25 protein-coding genes are annotated in these 24,930 nt (G+C 36.0%); 10 read left to right on the forward strand and 15 right to left on the reverse strand.

Annotated elements, in window-relative coordinates:
• The 5 genes from CCAND38_RS08355 to CCAND38_RS08375 form a co-directional block, all read right to left on the reverse strand.
• Positions 1-314: biotin/lipoyl-containing protein (locus tag CCAND38_RS08355; RefSeq protein ID WP_042344823.1), on the reverse strand; the 314-nt coding region annotated here is incomplete at its 3' end.
• Between the two features lie 27 nt (positions 315-341).
• Positions 342-1,295, reverse strand: a complete 954-nt coding sequence (locus CCAND38_RS08360) for a DUF4299 family protein (protein WP_042344825.1) — start codon at positions 1,293-1,295, stop codon at positions 342-344.
• Between the two features lie 88 nt (positions 1,296-1,383).
• Positions 1,384-1,908, reverse strand: a complete 525-nt coding sequence (locus CCAND38_RS08365; RefSeq protein ID WP_042344828.1) for an HXXEE domain-containing protein — start codon at positions 1,906-1,908, stop codon at positions 1,384-1,386.
• Positions 1,909-1,930: 22 nt separating this feature from the next.
• Entirely contained in the window at positions 1,931-2,386 is a 456-nt protein-coding gene (locus CCAND38_RS08370; protein ID WP_042344829.1) for a hypothetical protein, read from the reverse strand.
• 89 nt (positions 2,387-2,475) lie between these two features.
• Positions 2,476-5,274: a 2-oxoglutarate dehydrogenase E1 component gene (locus CCAND38_RS08375; protein WP_042344830.1), complete on the reverse strand. Its 2,799-nt coding sequence runs from the start codon at positions 5,272-5,274 to the stop codon at positions 2,476-2,478.
• Positions 5,275-5,628: 354 nt separating this feature from the next.
• Between CCAND38_RS08375 and CCAND38_RS08380 the strand changes: the two genes are divergently transcribed.
• The 5 genes from CCAND38_RS08380 (at position 5,629) to CCAND38_RS08400 (ending at position 8,669) form a co-directional block, all read left to right on the forward strand.
• Positions 5,629-6,507, forward strand: coding sequence for a cell division protein FtsX (locus tag CCAND38_RS08380; protein ID WP_042007138.1), 879 nt, complete (start codon positions 5,629-5,631; stop codon positions 6,505-6,507).
• A gap of 12 nt (positions 6,508-6,519) precedes the next feature.
• Positions 6,520-6,771 carry a DUF3098 domain-containing protein gene (locus CCAND38_RS08385; RefSeq protein ID WP_042007140.1) on the forward strand — a complete coding sequence of 84 codons (252 nt, stop codon included), beginning with the start codon at positions 6,520-6,522 and terminating at the stop codon, positions 6,769-6,771.
• The gene (locus tag CCAND38_RS08390) at positions 6,771-7,595 is read left to right on the forward strand and encodes an undecaprenyl-diphosphate phosphatase (RefSeq protein WP_042344831.1); all 825 of its coding nucleotides are present in this window, start codon (positions 6,771-6,773) and stop codon (positions 7,593-7,595) included. Before CCAND38_RS08385 ends, CCAND38_RS08390 begins: the two co-directional genes overlap by 1 nt.
• A 174-nt stretch (positions 7,596-7,769) precedes the next feature.
• A complete protein-coding gene (locus tag CCAND38_RS08395; RefSeq protein ID WP_042007144.1) occupies positions 7,770-8,306 on the forward strand; it encodes a hypothetical protein in 537 nt (178 codons plus the stop codon).
• A 6-nt stretch (positions 8,307-8,312) separates the two neighbouring features.
• A complete protein-coding gene (locus CCAND38_RS08400; RefSeq protein ID WP_042007146.1) occupies positions 8,313-8,669 on the forward strand; it encodes a hypothetical protein in 357 nt (118 codons plus the stop codon).
• Here CCAND38_RS08400 and CCAND38_RS08405 read toward each other — a convergent pair.
• From CCAND38_RS08405 to CCAND38_RS08415, 3 genes are read right to left on the reverse strand one after another with little or no spacing between them, the layout of a single operon-like run.
• Complete coding sequence (locus CCAND38_RS08405) at positions 8,666-8,884, reverse strand: hypothetical protein (RefSeq protein ID WP_042007148.1); 219 nt, start codon at positions 8,882-8,884, stop codon at positions 8,666-8,668. The genes CCAND38_RS08400 and CCAND38_RS08405 overlap by 4 nt on opposite strands.
• 3 nt (positions 8,885-8,887) lie before the next feature.
• On the reverse strand, positions 8,888-9,649 hold the full coding sequence (gene yaaA, locus CCAND38_RS08410; RefSeq protein ID WP_042344832.1) for a peroxide stress protein YaaA: 762 nt from the start codon (positions 9,647-9,649) through the stop codon (positions 8,888-8,890).
• Positions 9,650-9,658: 9 nt separating this feature from the next.
• Positions 9,659-10,831, reverse strand: a complete 1,173-nt coding sequence (locus tag CCAND38_RS08415; protein WP_042344833.1) for an AIR synthase related protein — start codon at positions 10,829-10,831, stop codon at positions 9,659-9,661.
• Between the two features lie 285 nt (positions 10,832-11,116).
• On the opposite strand from CCAND38_RS08415, the gene CCAND38_RS08420 reads away from it, so the two are divergent.
• Complete coding sequence (locus tag CCAND38_RS08420) at positions 11,117-12,019, forward strand: YitT family protein (RefSeq protein WP_042344834.1); 903 nt, start codon at positions 11,117-11,119, stop codon at positions 12,017-12,019.
• Positions 12,020-12,256: 237 nt separating this feature from the next.
• Here the strand turns inward: CCAND38_RS08420 and CCAND38_RS08425 are convergent, their stop codons facing one another.
• Both CCAND38_RS08425 and CCAND38_RS08430 read right to left on the reverse strand, forming a co-directional pair.
• Positions 12,257-12,844 carry a riboflavin synthase gene (locus CCAND38_RS08425; RefSeq protein WP_042344835.1) on the reverse strand — a complete coding sequence of 196 codons (588 nt, stop codon included), beginning with the start codon at positions 12,842-12,844 and terminating at the stop codon, positions 12,257-12,259.
• Positions 12,845-12,865: 21 nt separating this feature from the next.
• Entirely contained in the window at positions 12,866-13,342 is a 477-nt protein-coding gene (locus CCAND38_RS08430) for a hypothetical protein (RefSeq protein ID WP_042007159.1), read from the reverse strand.
• A gap of 330 nt (positions 13,343-13,672) precedes the next feature.
• Between CCAND38_RS08430 and purN the strand changes: the two genes are divergently transcribed.
• The 3 genes from purN to CCAND38_RS08445 all read left to right on the forward strand — a co-directional run bounded on the left by purN (position 13,673) and on the right by CCAND38_RS08445 (position 16,240).
• Positions 13,673-14,242, forward strand: coding sequence for a phosphoribosylglycinamide formyltransferase (gene purN / locus CCAND38_RS08435; RefSeq protein WP_042344836.1), 570 nt, complete (start codon positions 13,673-13,675; stop codon positions 14,240-14,242).
• Positions 14,243-14,385: 143 nt separating this feature from the next.
• Positions 14,386-15,354: a glycoside hydrolase family 130 protein gene (locus tag CCAND38_RS08440; protein WP_042007163.1), complete on the forward strand. Its 969-nt coding sequence runs from the start codon at positions 14,386-14,388 to the stop codon at positions 15,352-15,354.
• Positions 15,355-15,799: 445 nt separating this feature from the next.
• A complete protein-coding gene (locus CCAND38_RS08445) occupies positions 15,800-16,240 on the forward strand; it encodes a hypothetical protein (protein ID WP_042344837.1) in 441 nt (146 codons plus the stop codon).
• Positions 16,241-16,443: 203 nt separating this feature from the next.
• Here the strand turns inward: CCAND38_RS08445 and CCAND38_RS08450 are convergent, their stop codons facing one another.
• The 5 genes from CCAND38_RS08450 to CCAND38_RS08470 form a co-directional block, all read right to left on the reverse strand.
• On the reverse strand, positions 16,444-17,568 hold the full coding sequence (locus CCAND38_RS08450; RefSeq protein WP_042344839.1) for a peptidylprolyl isomerase: 1,125 nt from the start codon (positions 17,566-17,568) through the stop codon (positions 16,444-16,446).
• 16 nt (positions 17,569-17,584) lie between these two features.
• Positions 17,585-18,175, reverse strand: coding sequence for a gliding motility-associated peptidyl-prolyl isomerase GldI (gene gldI / locus CCAND38_RS08455; protein ID WP_042007171.1), 591 nt, complete (start codon positions 18,173-18,175; stop codon positions 17,585-17,587).
• A gap of 12 nt (positions 18,176-18,187) precedes the next feature.
• A complete protein-coding gene (locus CCAND38_RS08460) occupies positions 18,188-19,195 on the reverse strand; it encodes a DHH family phosphoesterase (RefSeq protein WP_042344841.1) in 1,008 nt (335 codons plus the stop codon).
• Between the two features lie 203 nt (positions 19,196-19,398).
• Complete coding sequence (locus tag CCAND38_RS08465) at positions 19,399-20,622, reverse strand: Gfo/Idh/MocA family protein (protein WP_042007174.1); 1,224 nt, start codon at positions 20,620-20,622, stop codon at positions 19,399-19,401.
• 20 nt (positions 20,623-20,642) lie between these two features.
• On the reverse strand, positions 20,643-22,496 hold the full coding sequence (locus tag CCAND38_RS08470) for a DNA topoisomerase IV subunit B (RefSeq protein ID WP_042007175.1): 1,854 nt from the start codon (positions 22,494-22,496) through the stop codon (positions 20,643-20,645).
• Between the two features lie 198 nt (positions 22,497-22,694).
• Between CCAND38_RS08470 and CCAND38_RS08475 the strand changes: the two genes are divergently transcribed.
• On the forward strand, positions 22,695-24,930 hold a 2,236-nt coding region (locus CCAND38_RS08475; RefSeq protein ID WP_042344842.1), incomplete at its 3' end, for a DNA polymerase III subunit alpha.

Genomic DNA, 24,930 nt, shown 5'->3' on the forward strand with positions numbered 1-24,930 from the left:
CCAGCCACTGGTTTAATTTCTTCTTTCTTTGGCTCCTCCTTTTTAGTTTCTGCTTTAGCAACTCCTTCGGCAGGCTTAGTAGCAGAGGTATCAATCAAACAGACTACCTGCCCTACTTTGACAGCGTCCCCTTCCTCTGCCTGAAGCGTAATAATACCACTGGCTTCGGCAGGAAGTTCAAGAGTAGCCTTATCCGAATCAACTTCAGCAATAGCTTGATCTTTAGATACATAATCTCCCGTTTTCACTAACCAACGTGCAATTTCAACTTCCGTTATGGACTCCCCCGGCGAGGGAACTTTCATCTCTAACATAGTATCTTAGTTTTAAGTATGTGTATATTAATTATTATTAAATAAATTCTTTATTTTTCCAAACAAACTGCTTGTTTCTGATTTTTGATAGATAATGTCTTGCATATCCGATTTTGAAAGTTCAACAATCATATAATGCCCGTCCAATTTCTCGATTTTTTCTTCTGGAAGTCGTTCCAAAAAGGTTTTAAAATCCATATCACCCATGACTTTATAACTATTAGGGTCGTCCTCATCACCTTCAATCGTTACTAATGAAATACGCCATTGACTGATATCCTCTTGGTTGAGTGAGATTTTGGTAATATCAATAAAGGGTGGATATTCATAGGGTAAAATGGTTGGTAAATCTTCCGTTAAAGCATACACACCAATAATACCTTCATTTTTATCTAAACTACTTTCATAGAATCGTTGTTTAGCAAAATAGGCATCTACATACTGATGAGCCTCCACCATTTCACTGAAATACGTCGCCTTATCATCAGCAGACAATAATCTGTCTATCATTTCTCCATTCAAGCACATTGGATAATTGACCCCAAAAATATATTGCCCCTCTCTTCCTTCATAGCATCGAATACCAAACTCAATGTCTCGTAAATAATCATACGTTATATTATCGGCTTGGTATGTAGTATCCTCTTCATCAACCACTTGTACTCCTAAATATCTTGCCAAATTTACTATAAATTCAAACGCACCTTGCCAATCAGCTTTGGTACTCGGAGTAAAAACCCGCACCTGATAACTATTTAATTCGACTTGATAACAAACTTCAAATCCTCGTCCACTCACAAACTCTTCTCCCATCAACATACTTCCGTAATGATCAATAGGTGAGTTCATTACATCTAAAAAATGCTCCTCTTCATCATGAACATCGTACTGAATAAAAGTAGGTGGCTGGAGCGACAAAATCTCATTCGGACTCATCACTCGGGGTGCTTCTGTGTTTTTAATGTAAAAACTCCTACTCATGATTAACTATTTTTTATCCTCAATTCCTGATATCTTTCTGCACGATTGTAAAATTGTTTTTTTGATCTTTACCGATTTGGACGTAAGTTCAACTTAAAGTTTTTTGTAATCTTCCTGCGAGGTTAAGTACACAGGGGACAATTATTAACATTAAAATCGTACCTAAAAACATCCAAAATAGCATTTCCGCAACAGAAAAATCACTATACTCAAAAACGACATAAAAAGCGTAAAAACAATAAGGCAACGACAAAAACGATGTAATAATAGCAGGAATATACTTCCCATAAACTATCCATTGTCCTATATGAATGAACAAATGTACAAAAAAAGCTGAAAATACTACAAACCACCATTGATAAATACCCAAATACAACGAAATAAAACTCATCAAAGATACCAAAACAAAAACGACACACACTGCAAAAGCAAACGTAGAGGTTGATAGTAGAAACATTCCTCCTTTGTCGAATCTTTTTTCTATTCTAGGAAAACGCCTTGCCAACTCTTCCCTATTGTTTTTCAACCACGATTCAAAACCTATAATTTCTTCAAAATCATGTAGCATAAACACGACAGGAAATATCGCTACTATTTTATCTAAATCACTCATTTTGAAACAGAACCCTATCAAACTAACAAATTATAGGCTCTTGAAAATCTTGTTCTACACGAAATTTCACATAATGTTGCTGAAAAATTGCTTTCAACCTTTCGATACTTTCTGGTGTAATACCTGTCAAATCCAACGTACGTACTACGTCATCGTGGCGTGTAACTCTCAGCTCTTTTTCCAAAAATTCAACCGATTTAATATCTTCAAAAGAAAACGTTCGTGAGAAAACCAGCGTATTCAACTTTAAGGTAATTCCTCTTTTATTCCACTCAACAGAATTTCTATAAAGAAAGGGAGTCAGATAATATAAGGAGAATCCCAAATATGCTGATACTCGTATGTACGGTCTCAGTATTGAATCTTCTAAAAAAAACATTTCAAGAAGAAGCATCACCATTGCGATACCTGAAAATACAAATAACCAAAAGCGAAAACTTCTCACATTACCAAAGTTAAAAAACTTTATTTCTTTCATAGTTCGAGTATTTTTAAACGAACATTTGAATATACGGTGGCATACTGTTTACCAAATTTTGTAGGGATATGTGACATCCCTACAAAATATTAAAAATTCTTTTTCGCATCCGCTTTTCTGTCGAAAACCATTGCTATAGCTTCGGCATGGCGTTTTCTATCACGGGTATGGCTTCCCGATGCAGGAGCTGAATACACCGTATTGGACGCCAAACGCCATTGAATGAAATCAAAGAACATCAACATGTAACCGTAAGCTCCCATATTTTTAGGTTCTTCCTGAGCCCAAACGTAATCATCTGCATTTTTATATTTGCTCAAAATTGCTTTAATTTGCTCTACTGGTAGCGGGAACAATTGTTCTATACGGATTAATGCAACATCGTTTCTGCCCAACTTCTCACGCTCAGCATACAAGTCATAGTAGAAACGTCCTGAACAGAACACCACTGATTTTACGTTATTTACATCAGCTATTGGGTCGTCAATAACCTCTTGGAAATGTCCATTAGCTAAATCTTCAGCCTTTGAAACTACCTGTGGGTGACGTAACAAACTCTTAGGCGTAAACACCACCAACGGTTTTCTAAAATTCGTCTTCATCTGACGGCGTAACAAGTGGTAGAAATTCGCAGGGGTTGTACAGTTGGCTACATACATATTTTTGTCAGAACACAACTGCAAGTAACGTTCAATACGTGCAGAAGAATGCTCAGAACCTTGTCCTTCATACCCGTGAGGCAGTAACATAACCACACCATCTTGATTTTTCCATTTGTCCTCCGTACAACTAATGTATTGGTCAAGCATAATCTGAGCCCCATTGGAGAAATCTCCAAATTGAGCTTCCCAAATGGTTAAGGTGTTTGGACTTGCCAACGCATAGCCATACTCAAACCCTAAAACACCGTATTCGGACAACAAGGAGTTATAAATATGTAACGAACCTTTATTGAATTTATCGTGTTTTTTAAGTTCGTTGAGTAAAGTTATTTCTTCTTCCGTATCTTCCGTTTTGACTACAGCATGACGGTGCGAGAATGTTCCACGCTCCACATCTTGCCCCGTTAGACGAACGTCAAATCCTTCCGAAAGTAGAGTCGCGAATGCCAAATGCTCAGCTGTTCCCCAATCTATATTATCATTTGTATACGCTTCTTTTCTATCGGAAATAATTTTTGTGATTTTATTGATAAATTTCTTATCAGCAGGAAGTTCTGTTATAATTTTCGCTAACTCATCCAAATCTTTTCGGTCAAAAGAAGTATCGAATTTCTCTAACATTTTTTGGCGAGAAGCTATTTCAAATCCTTTCCATTCATCTTGCATAAAAGGTTTTATAACAGTCAGATTTTCCTTACGAGAATTTTCTAAATGCATGTCTAACACTGACTTATATTCCATTTCAATTTGGGCTACAAAGTCATTGGTAATAACGCCCTCTTCAATAAGTTGTTTTGCATAAATATTTCTAGGATTGTCGTGTTTGCCGATAATTTTGTACAACTTAGGTTGGGTAAAACGAGGTTCATCTCCCTCATTATGACCATATTTACGGTATCCCAACAGGTCGATATACACATCGCTACCAAATTGCATACGGAAATCCAACGCAAAGAGAAAAGCATGTACTACTGCCTCCGCGTCATCTGAATTTACGTGTAATACGGGTGAAGAAGAAACCTTCGCTATATCAGTACAATACGTCGTAGAACGAGAGTCTGTATAGTTGGTAGTAAACCCTACTTGGTTGTTAACCACTATATGTACTGTTCCTCCTGTTTTAAATCCGTCCAATTGGCACATTTGCATAATTTCATAAACAATACCTTGTCCTGAAATCGCTGCATCTCCATGGATAGCGATTGGCAACACTTTACTGCGGTCTCCTGCTGTAAGTCTATCTTGTTTAGAACGAGCAATACCCTGAATAACAGCTCCTACAGTTTCCAAATGTGAAGGGTTATGAGCTAAATTTACGTTAATTTTTTTACCCGATTTGGTAACCAATTCCGAAGAAATCCCTAAGTGATATTTCACATCACCATCGAAATTATCTTCCATTTCATAGTCTTTTCCGTCAAATTCAGAGAAAATATCTTGCGGATTTTTATTGAAAATATTCGCCAACACATTCAAACGCCCACGGTGAGCCATTCCTAAAACCAGATGCTCCACTCCCTGCTCTGCAGCACTCTGAATCAGAAAATCCAATCCTGAAATTAGAGCATCGTTTCCTTCAAGAGAGAAACGTTTTTGCCCTACATATTTCGTATGTAAAAAGTTTTCAAAAGAAGTAGCTTCATTGAGTTTTTTCAAGATCTGTATTTTCTCTTCTTTTGAAAATTGGGTTTTATTGTTGTTACTGAATAGTCGAGTTTCAATCCATTTACGGATCTCAGGCTCACGGATGTAGGTGTACTCCACTCCAATGGAACGGCAATAAATATCGTTTAAAGCACTGATAATATTACGCAGAGAAGTAGGTTGCAGTCCAATCTCTTTAGCCGAATCAAAAGTAGTATCTAAGTCCGCATTTGACAGACCATAGTTTTCTATGTTCAAATTCGGAACATATGTCTCACGTTCGCGAATCGGATTTATCTTAGTGAACAAATGCCCATAGGTGCGATACGCATTGATAAGGTTCAGCACTTTGAACTCTTTTTGCAACTTTTCAGAAGCTACACTATTGCCTGTATCCACGCTTTGAGCCATCACCTGTACGGTTTGGTCATAGCTACCTCCATAGTTTTCCTGTGCAAAATCAAATCCCTGGAAAAAAGCTCTCCAACTGGGCTCTACTGCGTCCGGATTTTCAAGATATTTTTCGTATAATTCTCCAAAATAAGCCGTACTTGCGGCATTCAAAAAAGAATATTTGTCCATATAAAAAACGTTATTCGTAATAATGAAGTACAAAGATATAACTTACTTTCAAATTTCCGATTTTTTTTGATGACTTTTCAACAGATATTTTTTATGTTTTTTTTAGCAATTATTCAAAATTCTATATATCAACATGTTACAAAGACAGCGGTTCTTTATAAAAATTTCATTTTTTTGCTTTTTCAATTTCGTTTCATTTTGATTTTTTATAAGTAGACTAAAATTGATAAATTATTCGCAACAAGGCAAAACGTGGTAAAAGAATGTTTTTTTCAGAGCCAAACAAATAAATATTTTGCAGTTTTTCAATATTTTTTTACCTTTACCGAATTATTTTGAAAAAACTATAAAAAATTGGCACGATCGATAGATATATTCAACAGAAGAAGACTGATAACTTCCTATTTTTCAGTAACTATAAGCATAACTTTAGTACTTTTTCTATTGGGATTATTGGGTTTTTTGTTATTAAGCACACAACGTTTAGCAAACTATTTTAGGGAACAAGTTTCTGTAACCATTTTTTTGAGTGATGATGCGAAAATGGCGGATATTGAGCAGTTACAACGTACTCTATCGGTAGCGGAATATGTAAAATCGCTTCAATTTATCTCGAAAGAAGAAGCCGCAGAAAGTTTTAGCGAAGAAATTGGTGAAGATTTCGTCACGTTCATTGGCGACAATCCTTTGCATAATTCGATTGACTTGAGTTTAAAAGCAGCTTTTGCTGAACCTGAAAAAATGAAGGAATTGGAGAAAGAACTGAGCCAACACTCTTTTGTTTCAGAAGTAGTATACGATAAATCGCTCATCACATTGATTCACGAAAACGTAAACCGCATAGGTCTTATTTTACTAATATTCAGCGGTTTGTTTACTTTTGTAGCAGTGCTTTTAATCAATTCATCCATCCGTTTATCAATATATTCAAAGCGGTTTATTATCAAAACTATGCAGTTAGTGGGAGCAACACGAGGTTTCATACGCCGACCGTTCATATGGACAAACGTTCGTTTGGGCATTTTGAGTGCTTTATTCGCCATGGGACTACTCTATGGGTGCTTACGATATATATACATTAAATTCCCTGAATTTCACATACTTGCCAACACAAATGACATGGTAATTGTCTTTACAAGTATATTTGCCATAGGAGTGTTAATCAGTTGGATAAGCACCTACTTTGCAGCACAACGCTTCTTGAACCTAAATACTAACGATTTGTACTATTAAAATATAAAAAATATGGAGGAAGAAAGAAAACATCATTCAGAACTTATTTTCGGGAGAAAAAACTATATCGTAATGGCTATTGGATTAGCAATCATTGCTTTAGGATTTATTTTAATGAGTGGAGGAGGTAGTAGCGACCCTAATGTGTTCGATGCTTCTATTTTTGATTCACAACGCATTCATGTAGCACCAACTTTGGTTTTAATAGGCTTTGCGGTTGAAATTTATGCTATTTTGTTAAATCCCAACAAGAAAAAGAATTAATGAGTGTCATCGAAGCCATAATCATCGCTATTATTGAAGGTTTAACGGAATATTTACCGATTTCATCAACCGCTCATATGGGTTTCACAGCCTCTCTTTTGGGAATGAACAGCGATGATGAATTTTTAAAAATGTTTCAAGTCTCTATACAATTTGGAGCTATTCTTTCGATTGTTGTGTTGTATTGGAAGAAATTTTTTGATTTTTCCAACCTTAATTTCTACATTAAACTTGGAAGTGCTGTAGTTCCAGCTTTGGTATTAGGATATCTTTTTGACGAGAAAATCGAAAGTGTTTTAGGAAATCAGCAAGTGATTTCAGCTGTATTAATTCTGGGAGGAATTGTGTTGATTTTTGTTGATCGATGGTTTAAAAATCCTGTGATTTTCGATGAAAAAGATATTTCTTTCAAAAAAGCCATCACCATAGGATTTTGGCAATGTTTGGCGATGATGCCAGGCACTTCACGGTCAGCGGCTTCCATCATTGGAGGCATGACCCAAAGGCTAAGTAGGAAAGCTGCTGCAGAATTTTCGTTTTTCTTAGCTGTACCTACGATGTTAGCCGTAACGGTCTATTCTGTATTTTTGAAAACTTGGGGGAAAAACACCGCAACTCCGCAAAAAGGCTATGAAATGATATTGGCTACTGCTGAAAATACACAAGTTTTCCTATTGGGTAACCTCATCGCTTTTGTGGTTGCTTTAATCGCTGTAAAAACATTTATATCGGTTTTGACAAAATATGGGTTTAAATTTTGGGGATATTACCGCATTATCATCGGGATTGTTCTTTTTATTTATTTCACATATTATGGAAAATAATCCAATAACGTAATTTAAAGGTTATTAGAATAGCTTTCTCAATTAAAAAAGATTCTATTTTGTAACACAAAGAATACACATAGTTTTTGTCTTCAACAAAAAGTATGCACTGCCTAATCTTAAAAGAATTTAGAGTTTCGATAGATGTGTTTTTAATCGCAATTTGTAAATCAAATGACATTACTGAAATATATTTATTTTTTGGCAAAATCAACCAATCAGCATGGAGTGCATTCGCCTTTTGTTTACGATTTTATTACAAAATGCTTGTATTCAAGAAAAAAAATAGATGAAAAAGAATCCTATTCTGCAACAATAGAAGGAATTAATCCGAAACAATACAACTTACTACTGAAAAGTATGCGTTATTTCGGAGTAAAAACTGTCTTTGTGGATTCGGAAAATCTAAAAAATGCTATTTTAGGAGCAGGAATAGATGTTTCCGTAGACGTAAAACTAAAGGATAACCAAAAATACGATATTATTTTTTTACAAAATATATCACAACCTTCGAATATCACTTCACTATTGACGTATATGCACAACAATAGCGTTTTGATAATCAACAATTTGTACAAAAATACTCCTACATTGGCATGGCAAGAGTTTACATCGCATCCTCAGGTCACCGCTTGTATCAATATCTTTACACAAGGGTACATTTTTATACGTAATGAACAAGGTAAGGAGTTTTTTTACATTAGAGTTTGAAAAATTATGGCAAGAGATGAACAATTAAAATCGCGTTGGGAACATATCTGTAGAGAATTATCCAAAACCTTTGGCAATGGAGAAATTTTAGATGTAGACGACATTATATATCTTGTTGGTTTACAAGAGTTTGGAAAATTTCATCGAAAATTTAAAAAGGACGATAAAATCAATTTGATGCACATTGCTATCTGCAAACTGTTAGAGCCATACGGCTACTACCGTTTTGATTTTGTTGACCCTGATGGTTGGCCTCACTATACATTGGTGGAAGAGTTACCTCCTTTAAAAGCTGGTGAACAGTCTATTCTTATGAAAGAAGCTATCGTACATTACTTTGAGAAAAATGGATTTTTCGATTAGTCAATATGGTTTTCTACAGTCTTATTTTTTTCAAAACCATCTAAAATTTGCTTATATTCCTCAAAGCGATGTTCTCGCACAGGTCTCACAAATGGCTCTGTGCGAAAATAGAGAAGTAGGCAGGGGCTAATATTTTTGTATTTTTCAACAAATTCATATTTAATCAATTCGCCGTTATTGATGCGTTGTTTAATTTTGTTGTGATAAGGATACATAAATTACCGAATAAATACAGGTTCGTTGATGTTGGTAGTATGCTGTTGGCTAAAACGGTAGCCTTCATAGTCAAACCCTTTGAGTTCATCAAGAGTTTGTATATTATTCTTAATCAAATAACGAACCATTAGTCCACGTGCTTTCTTAGCGAAAAAGCTAATCATCTTTAACTCATCGTTTTTCCAATCTTTGAAAATAGGAGTGATAAGTTGATTTTTAATTTGCTTATAATCAATTACTTTAAAATATTCATTACTTGCCAAATTAACAAATAATTCGTTAGAATCAAGTTCCTCATTCAAAAATACTGTCACAGATTCTTTCCAATAATCATATAAATTTTTAGCTCTCCCGATGCTTATTTTAGTTCCCATCTCCAAACGATAGGGCTGAATTAAATCCAGTGGTTTTAAAATGCCATACTGTCCGGAGAGAATACGCAAAGAGAACTGTAATCGCTCAACTTCTTTGCTATCAAGAGAATACACATCCAATCCATCATAAACATCTCCATCAAAAACATATACCGCCTGACGGGCATTTTCCAAAGAAAAAGGCAAGGAAAAAGCCTGATTACGCTCCCAATTTAAATTTGCTAACTTATCCGATATATGCATCAAATCAGCCAATTGTTTGGGTGATAATTCCTTCAAAGTGGCATTTACGGTAGCTATTTTCTCAGGAAAAACAGGTTGAGTGTGTTCCTTAGTTGGTATGTTTCTTTCAAAATTCAGAGATTTTGCTGGAGAAATAACGATTTTCATTGTACAGTATTAATATTTAAACACTCCATATTCACTATGGATAGTCAATTTTTTGCTATCCGATTTTTCTACACGCCCTACAATTTTGGCAGGTACTCCAAAACTTTCTGATATGGCAATCAAATCATTCGCAATTTCTTTTGGTACGTAGAGTTCCATACGGTGTCCACAGTTAAACACTTGATACATTTCCTTCCAATCAGTTTTTGATTCTTGTTGAATAAGTTTAAACAAGGGCGGAACTTCAAACAAATTATCTTTGATAATGTGTAAGTTATCTACAAAATGCAATATTTTAGTCTGAGCTCCTCCACTACAATGAACCATTCCATGAATTTGTGAAACGTCATATTTTTCGAGTATTTTTTTTATGATAGGAGCATATGTTCTTGTTGGAGAAAGCACCAATTTTCCAGCATTAACAGGTGCGTCGTCCACAGTATCAGTAAGTTTTTTAGATCCTGAATACACTAAATCAGCAGGTACAGAAGCATCAAAACTTTCAGGATAATTAATCGCTAAATACTTTGCAAATACATCGTGACGTGCCGAGGTTAGTCCGTTGCTTCCCATACCTCCATTGTACTCCTTTTCGTAAGATGCTTGTCCGAACGAGGCCAAACCAACGATAACATCTCCTTCTTTAATATTTGCATTATCAATCACTTGGCTTCGTTTCATACGAGCCACAACCGTTGAATCAACAATTACAGTACGTACCAAATCCCCTACATCGGCAGTTTCTCCTCCGGTTGAATGTATGGTAACTCCGTGAGCTTTCAATTCTTCAATAAGCTCCTCCGTTCCATTGATAATAGCTGAAATAACTTCCCCTGAAATTAGATTTTTATTACGCCCAATGGTTGAGGAAAGCATAATATCATTTACAGCTCCTACGCAAAGTAGGTCATCAATGTTCATTATCAGAGCATCTTGGGCAATGCCTTTCCATACGGAAAGATCACCTGTTTCTTTCCAGTAAAGATATGCCAACGATGATTTTGTCCCTGCTCCATCGGCATGCATCACCAAACAATAATCAGGATCATGAGTTAAAAAGTCAGGTACTATTTTGCAAAAAGCCTTTGGAAACAAGCCTTTATCAATGTTTTTTATAGCATTATGCACGTCACCTTTTGATGCAGAAACTCCTCGTTGAGCGTATCGTTTACTTACTTCCATACTGAAAAATTAATCTAAATTTGTAGAGTGCAAAACTACATTTTTTTTTTGCATAAACCAAGTATTTTGTACGGATTACTCTCCTTAGTTTACCTCCTTTAAAAACTCAGTAAATACGATCGAAGCCTCTTAGCAATCATCGTTAAGTAAAATGTTAGAAAAGACCACTATCCGAAGTATGCACGAAATCGAAAAATGAAAAGAAAATAATTTCTGAAAAACATCGTACAAATCAAAAAATATTCAATAATTTTGCGGACAAATTTCGTAATCGCTTTTAATAAAATGACTGCTAAAAGTAAAACTATCAAGTATCTAAAATCTTTCTACGTCAAAGATTATTTGATTATCGTCTTAGGCCTTACAATTTTCACGTTGGGAATCACAGGTTTCATACTCCCAAACAAAATCGTAACGGGTGGGTTATCAGGAGTTTCGGCTATGATTAAGTACGCAACGGGTATCGAAATGTGGATAACTAACTTGGTCATCAATACGGTTCTACTGGCAATTGCTTTCAAAGCCGTTAGTAAACAATATGTTTTAAGAACACTTATTGCCGTGGGGATTCTTTCCTTGATGCTTAGTTTTGGAGAGACCTACTTACAACCTTATTTTACAGCTCATCCGCCAGTAGGCGAACCTTTTCTTTCGGCCATTGTAGGAGGTTTATTCTGTGGAACAGGGTTGGGATTATGCTTTTCAGTTAATGGAAGTACTGGAGGTACAGACATTATCGGAGCTTTGGTTACGAAATACTTCAATATTCGATTAGCGAGAATACTGCTAATAGTGGATATTTCAATTGTAATTTCATCCTATTTCATTCTGGGAGGCGATAGCAAAGCATTAGAGAGAACCATCTACGGATTGATTCTACTACCACTGATGTGGCAAATGGTAGAAATGGTGATCAACGGAGCCAGACAGTCAGTTCAACTATTCATATTTTCAAAACATTACGAAGAAATAGCTAACCACATTAACTCCGAAATCAAACGCGGATGTACGATAGTAGATGGTATTGGATGGTATTCCAAAACACCGATGAAGGTTATCATCGTGATTGCCCGACGCACCGAATCTACTTCGATTTTCCGTTTGGTAGGAAGTATCGACCCTGAGGCTTTCATTACAAAATCAAACGTTATGGGAGTTTATGGAAAAGGATTCGACAAATTGAAATAAAAATAGTTAGAAAGAGTATCTACTAAACATTAGATTTTCTCATTCACTGATTTATAAATAATTACCTATTATAAATTTTGAATAAAATCCTGATTTTCTCAGTAGGTGTTTAAATGTAATTACTCCTAATAGTAACGTTGAATAGAAATAAAAGCAAAACAGACCTGCGAAAAGGTCTGTTTTGTTTTGTTTTAGATTTTGCTAAAAAGAAAATACCTTTGAACTGAGGTTCAATATTTACGCCCGATTCATCAATTTAGCGACATATTTTCCGATGACATCGAATTCTAAGTTTACAATACTACCGATTTGAAGTTCTTTGAAAGTTGTGTGCTGTAATGTAAAGGGGATAATTGACACACTAAACTGATTTTCAATAGAATTTACAACAGTAAGACTTACGCCATTAACGGTGATTGATCCCTTTTCTATAGTAACATTTCCATTTTCGGACGGATAAGAAAAAGTGAAACGAGTGCTTCCATTTTCATCTTTAACACCAATACATTTGCCCGTTTGGTCAACGTGACCTTGTACAATATGTCCATCCAATCGAGCATTGAGTAATATCCCACGTTCCAAATTCACCATGTCGCCTACTCTTAATTGACCTATGTTGGTTTTATTTAAAGTCTCCTGAATTGCTGTCACCTTATAGGTATCTCCTTGAATATCAACCACTGTTAAACATACGCCATTATGCGATACGCTCTGATCAATTTTTAATTCAGAGGTAAACCGACTCTTTACATAGAGATGTAGGTTTGACTGTTCTTGCTCTATGTGGGTGATGGTTCCTAAATCTTCAATAATTCCTGTAAACATAACATTCTCATTTTAAAGACTCTACATATTGTTCAAAATCATTTGTAATTCGATTACAGATTTCTCAATACGCTTTACAATTTTGGAATCGGTAATGTCGCGCCTGAGTTCTGGTTGTTGAAACCAAGTGGTGTCAATTCCTGCCCGACAATGACTAATCTCCAACTGTCTGTTAATCTCAACAATAAAAAAATATTCTGAAGGAAAATAAGCATCTTTCACATCAAAAAACACGATAGATTTAGGCAAATAGAAGTCACCATATTCGTGAGTTTGATGGATGCGGTCGTTATTCCAAACAACTGCATATTTGAATCCTTTTTCATTGCGTTTCCAAGGCAAAATGGATGTCTTTTGTGGCAATTCAAAAATGTGCATTCCGTCATCAGGAATGAACGTAGTTTTTGATAGTATGTAATCAAAAAGGGGTAATGTAATTTTTTCGTTTTTGAAAGGTTTACCATTGATTTTCCTATCTCTGTAATATACCCTTGGCATGATAAAATTCGATGTTTTAATGATTGGGCAAAGATAGGTAATATCTTTCGATTTTTGGAACGCTTTTCTTTTTTGTTAATATCTTTTTTTTACATACCTTTGAGGCGGAAAAACACAATCCTAGAATCTTTTTCAACACAATTAATTGTAGCTAACTACACCGTTTTTAATGAAATTGAATTGTACTTAATTTTCATAAATGTAACGCCAATTTTCCCGCGAAAAAGGTAAGTATAAAATACACTAACTTTATGTGAAAATACATTTTTATAACCTTAAGCAATTAAAATCAAACAGTTAAACTGAAAATTAAGAAAAATATACCTTTTTATGAGAAAAATTGTCATTTTCGCTTCAGGTTCAGGGAGCAATGCTGAGCAAATTGTAGCTTATTTCAATAAAGAAAACACCGCAAAAGTAAGTTTAATACTATCTAACAACTTGAATGCAGGAGTATTGAATCGTGCTAAACTGTTAAAAATCCCTTCATTGGTATTTGACCGTCAAGCGTTTTATCACACCAATGTGGTATTGGATATTTTGAAAAATGAAGCCCCTGATCTTATTGTTCTAGCAGGTTTTTTATGGAAATTCCCAGAACATATCATTTCAGAATTTCCGAATAGAATCGTGAATATACATCCTTCCTTATTGCCGAAATACGGAGGCAAAGGAATGTACGGGAATTTTGTACATCAAGCGGTTATCGATCATAAAGAAGCTGAAAGTGGCATCACCATTCACTATGTGAATGAAAATTACGACGAAGGTGCTATCATTTTTCAAGCAAAAACCGAAGTGAGTACGAACGATACGGCTGAAACTTTAGCTCAGAAAGTACATCTACTGGAATACGAGTATTTCCCAAAAATCGTTGAACAACTATTAGAAAAAAATTAATCTCAACCCGAAAACTAAATTAAAAACAGAAGAGGATTTTGAAATTTTCCATGTAACTACAAATCCGACAAAAGTCATCAATAAAACAATTAAAACACTGAATAACAACATTTTGAAAAACTATAAACAATATAAAACAAATTATGAGTAATACAATCCCTTGGCAGGAACGTCCTGCTGGTTCTACTGACGTAATGTGGCGTTACAGTGAAAATCCAATTATCAATCGCTATGACATTCCAACATCGAACAGTATTTTTAACAGTGCCGTAGTTCCGTTCAAGGACGGATTTGCGGGTGTGTTTCGTTGTGATAACAAAGCTGTGCAAATGAACATTTTTGCAGGTTTCAGTAAAGACGGCATTCACTGGAAAATCAATCACGAACCTATTGAAATGAAAGCAGGAAACACAGATTTTCTACACTCCGAATACAAATACGACCCACGAGTAACTTTCATTGAAGATCGGTATTGGGTAACATGGTGCAATGGACATCACGGCCCAACAATTGGAATCGCCTACACTTTTGATTTCCAAGAGTTTTTCATGTGTGAAAACGCTTTTTTACCATTTAACCGAAATGGTGTACTGTTCCCTGAGAAAATCAATGGTAAGTACGCCATGCTGAGCCGTCCGAGCGACAATGGACACACTCCTTTTGGAGATATTTACATTAGCTACAGTCCTGATATGAAGTATTGGGGAGAACATCGTTGTGTGATGAAAGTATCTCCTTTTGTGGACAGTGCGTGGCAATGCACCAAAATTGGGGCAGGAGCTGTCCCTATTAAAACTTCTGAAGGTTGGTTGATGTTCTACCATGGAGTTATTAATACTTGCAATGGATTTCGCTACTCGATGGGGGCTGCGTTGTTAGATTTGGAAAATCCGAGTGTGGTGAAATACAGAACAAAACCCTATTTATTGGCTCCTGCAACACTTTATGAAACTACAGGCGATGTGCCAAACGTGGTATTTCCTTGTGCCGCTTTGCATTCTCTTGAAGAAGATAAAGTTGCTGTGTACTACGGTGCAGCCGATACTGTAGTGGGAGTAGCTTTTGGTCGTATTTCTGAGATTATCAAATTTACGAAAGAAAACAGTCTATAGTAAAGAAATCGAAATATTTAATATTCAAAAAGAAGCTATCCGAAAATTAAATTTTAGCGATTTACCAAAAAAAATTAACACTCTAAAAATCAATAGTTTATTTTTAAAATTTCGCTAAAAACAGACTTTTTTAGATAGCTTCTTCACTTTTTTATTTAGTTAATATTTATTAATATTGTTTTTTTAAATTTTTATTTCTACATTTGTGATGTACCACAATTATTCCTAAATATTTTCAAAAATAACAAAACTATACATCCGAAAACTTAGCTGAACCACGGAATGTATTTTTCTCTACGTTTTCAGTAATCAAGTCAAAAAGGAATCGTCTATTCATCGTTTTTGTAAGATATTTTCACAAGGAAACTATAAATTACTAGAAAATGGACAATATATAGACAAATTTTGAGCCTGATATAAATTCTTTAACACAAATAGCACTATTATGAAACATCTTTTTTACAGTTTATTTTTAATTTTGACAGTGTCGTGTAGCAAAAGTGACCCAAGTGACTACGCTACAGAGTCCTCTGAAAAGGGAATTATTGGGAAATGGCGTTTGGTAGAAGTACATTCCAGTGATGGTACGCCTCAAGTGAATAAAGTTGATGTTAGTTCCGAAAATTACGTTGTAGTTTTCGATGCAAACGGAAATGTGGAATCTGTTGATTTTCCTTGCGTAGGGAAATATAACTTTGATTCTAATGCTTCAGGAAATTTAGGCAATAACCTTGTAGTAACATTCGATAAATGCAAATCAAACAAGAGTTTTTCGTATTCTATCAATGGATTGGCAAATGCACGGATTTCGGATTATAATTACCTAATCCTAAACGTTGCAAACTGTGATGAACCTTGCACAAGAGTTTACAGAAGATTGAAATAATCCGATTTTGAAATCGATTTCACTGAGATAAAAATCCTCGAATTGATTGAGCCTCATACAGGAGTTGCCTCATTGAACAAATTCGAAACATTAGTAATTATTACAGTAAATTCAAATATTATTTGGTATTAAATAGGATTTAAAAACAGAAAAGGCTGTCCGATAGTTTTAGGACAGCCTTTTGTTTTATTTTTACCTGTTGTTTACTTTACAATACCGCTAATTTCGATATCAAAAATCAAATCACTATTGGGAGGAATGACACCGGGAGCTCCTGCTTCGCCATACGCCAAAGCCGAAGGAATAAACACACGTACTTTGTCTCCTACGTTCATCGTAAGCATAGCTTCTCTGAAACCTGGAATCAATCCAGCTGAGGTGTTGTAAGGCACCGGAAAAGGCTCATAACCTTTACCTCTTTCACGAGCAGGGTCATATTTTTGATATGCTTCTTCCACTGATTTAATATTGGAATCGAATAAAGTTCCATCAGTTAAATAACCTGCATAGCTAACCAAAACTTGTTCTGTGTTTTTAGGCTTTACCCCTTCTCCTTTTTTCAAACTAAAAACCTGAATACCTGAAGGATATTTCTTAGCTTCTGATTTTTGCTGAGCGATTTCAGTCAAGAATTGTGTTTTTAAATCCTGTAAAGCTGCTTCTTTTTCTTTAGCTCTTTTTTCTAATGAAGAAAAATATTCCTCAATTGTGGCCTTTGCATCAAATTTTTTAGCATCTTTCCCATTGCGAATGAAAGTTATTTTATTGATTTTAACATCTTCTTTAGGTCTATCAGCCTGATGCGTTGGAACACTTGCGATAGTGTCTATCACCTCAAAACCTTGAACAGTTTCTCCAAAGACAGTGTGACGGCCGTCCAAATGTGGAGTTGGTACTTCGGTAATAAAAAACTGGCTTCCATTAGTAGCAGGACCTGCATTTGCCATGGAAAGGATTCCTTTTTTATCATGTTTTAAATGCTCAACAAACTCATCTTCAAAACGATATCCTGGGTCTCCCATACCTGTCCCTGTTGGATCTCCTCCTTGTAACATGAAATTTTTGATAACACGATGGAAAATCGTTCCGTTATAGTAGGGTTTATTTTTGTATTCCGCTTTTACAAAGCTGTTTGTTCCTTCTGCTAAGCTCACGAAATTTGCTACCGTAACAGGAGTTTGGTCATAATGTAGTTTTATAACAATATCTCCCTTACTTGTTTGAATATTAGCAAATAACCCATCACCCAATTTGGAATTTTTCTGTGATTTACAACTGAAAAATGCCAAACTTGTAAAAAACAAAGTAATTAATTTCATTGTTTGCATATAATATAATTTTAAATTAATGTTCTGTATTTTTTGGAGCTATTGTTTGATTTTGCTCCATTTTTTCTTTAGCCTTTTCGATTTTGAACACCTGAATTTTGGCTATAACAGGCTGATTACTTTCTATTTTATTTTTATCTCCTCGATAGCCATACGCGGTCTCTGAAGGGAAGAAAAACACTCCACTCTCTCCCTCTTTCAAAATCTTTAGAGCGGAACGTAACCCGAAAAAAAGCTCCTCTTTCTCAACATGATACGTGTATTCACCATCCTGTTTTTCTTGATAAATTTCGTTTCCTTCAAGATCTGAGATACTGTAATCGTAGGTTACAACATCACCAAATGATGCTGTATAGTCAGATTCTGGATTTTGATTGGTATAATAAAATTTAAAGCCGTGTTGTGAATCAACATAGGTGTTTAGCGTATCTTTTTTGATTATAGAATCAATGATAGCCTCTTCCGCTTGGAGCAACAATTTGTTTTTCTTTGCCGATTCTTTCAAAAAAGTGTTGGTCGTTTTCACGGATATGGGTCTTCGAGCTTGTTTTTCGCCACAAGACACTAAAAACACAACACATATTAAGGATACATAAATGTTACGCATAAATCTGGATTATTAATAACGTTTTTTGATAATTTCAGGCAACACTTCCTTGAAAAAAGCCACTGCTTCTTCAATACTTCCATTGTATTTTCCACCCGCGGCGTTCATATGCCCCCCTCCTTTGAAATATTTTCGAGCAAAAACATTCACATCATATTGGTTTTTCGAGCGAAATGACATCTTTACATAATCTTTTTCTTGAATGAATATTACCGCTAATTTGGTATCTTTAATGGTTAATCCATAGTTTACGAATCCTTCGGTATCTCCTTTCTGAGCATCGTTTTGTGCTAACTCTTCAGCTGATAAAGTAATGTAAGCAGTGTCATAGTCTTTCAAATAAACCATATTTTTCAATGCTATGCTCAACAATTGCAATTTATTGTAAGAATTAGTGTCGAATACATTGTTATTTATCTGGCTATTATCGGCTCCTTTTTCAATAAGAAATGATGCTTTTTTGAACGTACTACTTGTTGTGGAGGCATATTTGAAATTACCTGTATCAGTCATCATTCCTGTGTAAAGACAGGTCGCAATGGTTTTATTGATAAGGTTTTGATCTCCCATAGCATCAATAAATGAACAGACCATTGAGCAAGTGGAACTTGCCTTAGGGTTGGAAAAAGCAATCTGTGCATAACCATCAGGTTCTTCATGATGGTCAATCATGACAAAGGTAGCTTTGGACGTTTCTAAAAGAGGGGTTAATGTATCCGCTCGTTTCAAAGAATTAAAATCTAATGTGAAAATGAGCTGTGATTTTTTGATTTGCTCCCTAGCTTTTTCGGGTTGATTATCATATATAAGAATAGTTTCCGCATCGGGTAACCATTTCAAATTACTCGGAAAATCATTTGGAGAAACAACTGTCACATCACAATTCTTTAATTTTAAATAGTGATACAACGCCAAACAACTTCCTATAGCATCTCCATCAGGATTTTTATGAGGGATGATACTTATTTTAGATTGCTTTTTAAGCAATAGTTTTGTGGACTCTATATCATGTATATTCATAGGGGACGAATGTACGACAATATTTTTAATTTTCGATATAGTTTATATTTTTTATAACGTTTATTTTTAAAGTAATAGGAGTGTGTTTTGTGTCATCAATCGGTAATTTAAGAGATGGAAAATACTATTTTCTTCTCTGAATTAACATTATAGCCAAATTAGAAACTAACACTTTATTTCCTTACGACCGAAAATGAGGTTTTCTAATGACTTATGGATTTTGTAAAATCTGGAATCTCAACAGGGATATTACCATTTTGTACCGAAAGTTCTGAAAGTTCCGTTATGCACGACCATAAGGCTCCATCGTAAACATTTTGATCCAACGGGAGCCCATTCTTGAGGCAATATACCAAACGATAGTCCATGATGATGTCCATTGGTTTTTGATCAGGAAGCAACTCTCTCAAATATGCTGTTTGCTTCACAAACGGATGTTCATTTTCTTGCATGTATAGCTCCATTTCATGGGTTGACAGCTGTGGCGTAGCTCTTTTATCAAAATATATTTGTGGCGTAGGATATTTCTGTACAAAACCATCAGTGCCACTTAGCAAAAAAATTCGTGAATAAGGACGTGGACTAGTAGCATCGTGTTGCAAAAGAATCGTTTTTCCTAAAGCTGTTTTTATGAGCGTCAAGTTCATGTCGCCTGTATACTGAACTTGTGCTTGTGGAGAATCCTTACCAAAGGTATTTTCAGCGTATCGTTGCATTCCAATAGCCAGTGAAGACATGGACACTAAACGCGTTAAATTATCTCCTCGCAAGATGTTCATCGCTTGGCAAATTGGTGCTATTCCATGTGTTGGATACGGATTTCCATTGTGAGTTTGGCTGTACTTCATTCGCCATTCCCCTCGAAGAGTATCGCGATCATTTTGTTGAAAATTCAAACGACGTAAATCGTGAATATACGCCCCTTCGCCGTGAACAATTTCCCCCAGTAGTCCTTTTTGAATCATCTGTAAGGTCATCAATTCAAAATTGTCATAACAAGTATTTTCAAGCATCATGCAATGTCGCTGAGTGGCTTCGGCTGTTTTTACAATTTTCCAACAATCGTCCACAGTCATGGCTAGAGGAACTTCAATGGCTACGTGTTTGCCTTGTTGCATGGCATAAACAGCCATTTCAGTATGCATCTCCCAAGGAGTAGAAATATACACCAAGTCAAGATTCGGTAGCTGACAAAGTTTTTTCCAATCTTCTTTTCCTGATAAAAAAACAGGAGCAACAGATTGTTTTTCAGTGATTTTTTTTGCTTTTTCGATATATTCGGGATAAATATCGCATATTGCCGAAATATGCACATCCAAGCACATATAACGTTTCAATGCCTCTACACCTCGAATGCCTACACCTATGAATCCGATTGAAAGATTTTCAATAGGAGCTACAGCTAAATTAAAAACACTTTTTGTCATTATTCCCCTTTTTTATATTATTATCGCTCATCCGCCATATCCACCTCTACACGTAAGTTATTGATGATAAACTCCTGTCTGTCAGGGGTATTTTTTCCCATATAAAAATCTAAAAGCTGATCAGTGTGGATGGTTTTATCCATCATTACAGGATCTAAACGAATATCCTCTCCTATGAAATGCTTAAATTCATCTGGAGAAATCTCTCCCAATCCTTTAAAGCGAGTAATTTCAGGTTTTCCTTTGAGCTTTTTGATAGCGTTTTGCTTTTCTTCCTCGCTGTAGCAATATATCTTCTGTTGTTTATCTCTAACACGAAACAAAGGGGTTTGCAAAATATACACATGTCCTTCTTTGATAAGTTCGGGAAAAAATTGCAAGAAAAACGTTATTAAAAGCAAACGAATATGCATTCCATCCACATCAGCATCAGTGGCGATGACAATGTTATTATATCGTAAATCGTCGATTGAGTCTTCAATGTTCAAGGCTGCTTGCAGTAGGTTAAACTCTTCATTTTCATACACAATACGTTTGGTCATCCCGTAAGTGTTCAACGGCTTTCCTTTCAAGCTAAACACGGCTTGTGTTTCCACATCCCTTGACTTGGTAATTGAGCCCGACGCTGAGTCTCCCTCCGTTATAAATAATGTTGTTTCTAAATTTCGTGAATTCTTTGAATCGGTCAAATGCACACGACAGTCCCGCAATTTTTTGTTGTGCAAACTTGCTTTTTTGGCATATTCCCGTGCCGTTTTTCGAATACCAGCCAACTCTTTCCGTTCACGCTCGGCTTGTTCGATTTTTTTCTTGATTTCTTCGGCTACTTCCAAATTTTTATGCAAAAAATCATCTAAATGCTTGCCTATAAAATCATTGATATATGCTCGAACTGAAGGCATTCCTTCACCCATTTCAGTTGAACCAAGCTTCGTTTTTGTCTGACTTTCAAACACTGGCTCCATAACTTTAATTGAAATGGCCGCAATTACGGACTTACGGATATCTGCTGCTTCATATGATTTGTTATAATAATCACGAAGCGTTTTCACGAAAGCCTCTCGAAATGCTGTTAAATGGGTTCCTCCTTGTGTTGTGTTTTGACCATTGACAAACGAATAATACTCCTCACTATACTGAGTGCGACTGTGAGTTATAGCAACCTCAATATCATCTCCTTTCAGATGGATAATTGGGTATAGAAAGTCCTCTTCATTATTATTATCATTCAATAAATCCTTGAGTCCATTTTCTGAATAAAACTTCTCTCCATTGAAGTGAATCGTCAGTCCTGGATTTAGATATACATAATTTTTGAGCATACGCGTAATATACTCATTCCTAAACTTATAGTTTTTAAAAATACTTTCATCGGGAATAAAAATCACGTTGGTTCCTCGCCGTTTGTTTGATTCTTCCACAGGGGACTCTTCAAGCAATATTCCTTTCTCAAAAATTGCAGATTTTGATTGGTTATCACGTACCGATTCCACTTTGAAATAAGTTGAAAGGGCGTTTACTGCCTTGGTTCCGACCCCATTCAACCCTACGGATTTTTTGAACGCTCGGGAATCATACTTTCCTCCTGTGTTCATTTTTGAAACTACATCCACTACTTTCCCCAACGGAATCCCACGACCATAATCACGTACATCCACACGGTTATCGCTGATTTTCACTTCTATAGTTTTACCAGCTCCCATGACAAATTCGTCAATACAGTTATCTAAAACCTCTTTTAAGAGAATGTAGATTCCGTCATCGGAAGAGGAACCATCGCCTAATTTTCCGATATACATACCCGGACGCATACGGATATGCTCCCGCCAATCCAACGATTTAATATTGTCTTCCGTATATTGTATATTCTCCATAAGTGACAAAGTATTTCAAAAACTGTGTGCGAAGATACTAAAATTTACATTTGTTCGAAAATTTGAAATTTATTTTTTTTCAAATCTGACATCTACCTACCCCTACTCCATTTCAAAACTGTGGATAATTTTTTGAATACCCTAACTATTTTTGATTGCTTATTTTGTAACTTTGTAGGCTAAAAACATTCAGACACTATGTACTTAATTTTCGATACGGAAACTACAGGTTTACCTAAACGTTGGGACGCTCCCTTTACAGATACCGACAACTGGCCACGTGCTGTGCAAATTGCATGGCAATTACACGACCGAATGGGAAATCTGGTGGAACATCAAGATTTTTTGATTGCTCCTGATGATTTTAACATTCCGTACGATGCTGAAATAGTTCACGGAATTTCCACAGAACTCGCTCAAAGTAAAGGAGTTCCAATTCAGGTTGTTTTTGAAAAATTCAACGATGCTCTGAAAAAATCACAGTATGTAGTAGGGCAAAACATAGGCTTTGATATCAACATTATGGGGGCGGAATTTCTACGTTATGGGGTAGAAAGCCCATTGACCACAATGCCTATTTTGGATACGTGTACTGAAATTACTGCCGAACTATGCAAGATCCCTGGAGGACGAGGAGGGCGATTTAAATTACCTACCCTAACAGAATTACACGAATTTTTATTCGGAATCCCCTTTGCTGAAGCCCATAACGCGACGGCCGACGTGGAAGCCACCACACGCTGTTTCTTTGAGTTGATTCGCATCGAGCAAGGATTTTCAAAAGAGTTTATTACGCCAGAGTATGTTTCCGATTTTCAAAAACACAATCCTACTGAAATTCAACCTATTGGGCTTAAACACATCAATTTAAAAGAGGCCTCCGACAAAATCCGTCAATCTCAAAAAACTGAAGGTGGACTTACTGAGCAACAGATAGAAGCCAACATAGCTCTACTCGAAGATGCTCCTTTTGCCCATTTGCACAACCATACGCAATTCTCTGTTTTACAATCTACTACATCCATCTCTGATTTAGTAAAAAAAACCGCTCAAGAGAAAATGCCCGCCGTGGCTTTGACCGATAGCGGAAATATGATGGCTGCTTTTCATTTTGTAAAAGAAGTGGCAGGATATAACAAATCGGCAGAAGCTAAAAACAAACAGGCCATCGAAAATGGCGAACAACCCACTGAAATTACTATAAAACCAATTGTAGGTTGCGAATTTAATGTATGTGAAGACCATTTGGATAAATCACACCAAGATAATGGATATCAAATAGTTATACTCGCAAAAAACAAAAAAGGCTACCATAACTTAGCAAAAATGGCTTCCATAGCCTACACTCAAGGATATTACTATGTACCTCGAATTGATAAGAAAATCGTAGAACAATATAAGAGCGATTTGATGGTACTTTCGGGAGGAATGAACGGAGAGATCTCGTCCAAAGTACTGAATATCGGTCAAAAACAAGCTGAAGATGCTCTTTTGTGGTGGAAAGAACAATTTGGGGAAGATTTTTACATCGAAATCATGCGACATGGCCAGGAAGATGAAAATCGCGTAAACATAACGCTTATCGAACTCGCTAAAAAGCACCATGTAAAGCTCATTGCAACTAATAACACCTTCTATATCAACCAAAAAGATGCAAACGCACACGATATTTTGCTATGTGTAAAAGACAATGAAAAACAGGCAACTCCTATCGGTCGTGGGCGTGGTTATCGGTTTGGGATGCCTAATGAGGAGTATTATTACAAATCGACGGAGGAGATGAAAGGTTTATTTAAAGATTTACCCGAAGCGATTTTAAATATTTCCGAAGTTATGAGCAAGGTGGAACCCTACGGTTTGGGACGAGATGTTCTACTACCTAAATTCGATATTCCTGCTGAATTTACGGTGGAGGACGACCCCGATGGAAAGAAGGGAGAGAACAACTATTTGCGACATCTTACATACGTAGGTGCAGAAAAAAAATACAAGCAAGGCATCACCGACGAAATTCGAGAACGCCTTGATTTTGAATTATCTATTATAGAAAAAACTGGATATCCAGGATATTTTCTTATTGTACAGGACTTCATTGCTGCTGCTCGGAATATGGGAGTATCGGTAGGGCCAGGACGTGGCTCGGCAGCAGGTTCTGCTGTAGCTTACTGCTTAGGAATTACCAACATGGATCCAATTGAATACGACCTCCTCTTTGAGCGTTTTCTGAATCCTGACCGTGTGAGTATGCCTGATATTGATATTGATTTTGAAGATTCGGGTCGCCAACTTGTAATTGACTATGTAATAAATAAATACGGGGCAAACCAAGTAGCTCGAATCATCACCTACGGAACGATGGCCGCTAAATCATCTATCAAAGATACAGCTCGTGTTTTAGCTGTTCCCATTGAAGAATCAAACCGATTGGCTGGGG

Origin of the sequence: Capnocytophaga canis, assembly GCF_000827555.1 — a bacterium.
Classification (GTDB): domain Bacteria; phylum Bacteroidota; class Bacteroidia; order Flavobacteriales; family Flavobacteriaceae; genus Capnocytophaga; species Capnocytophaga canis.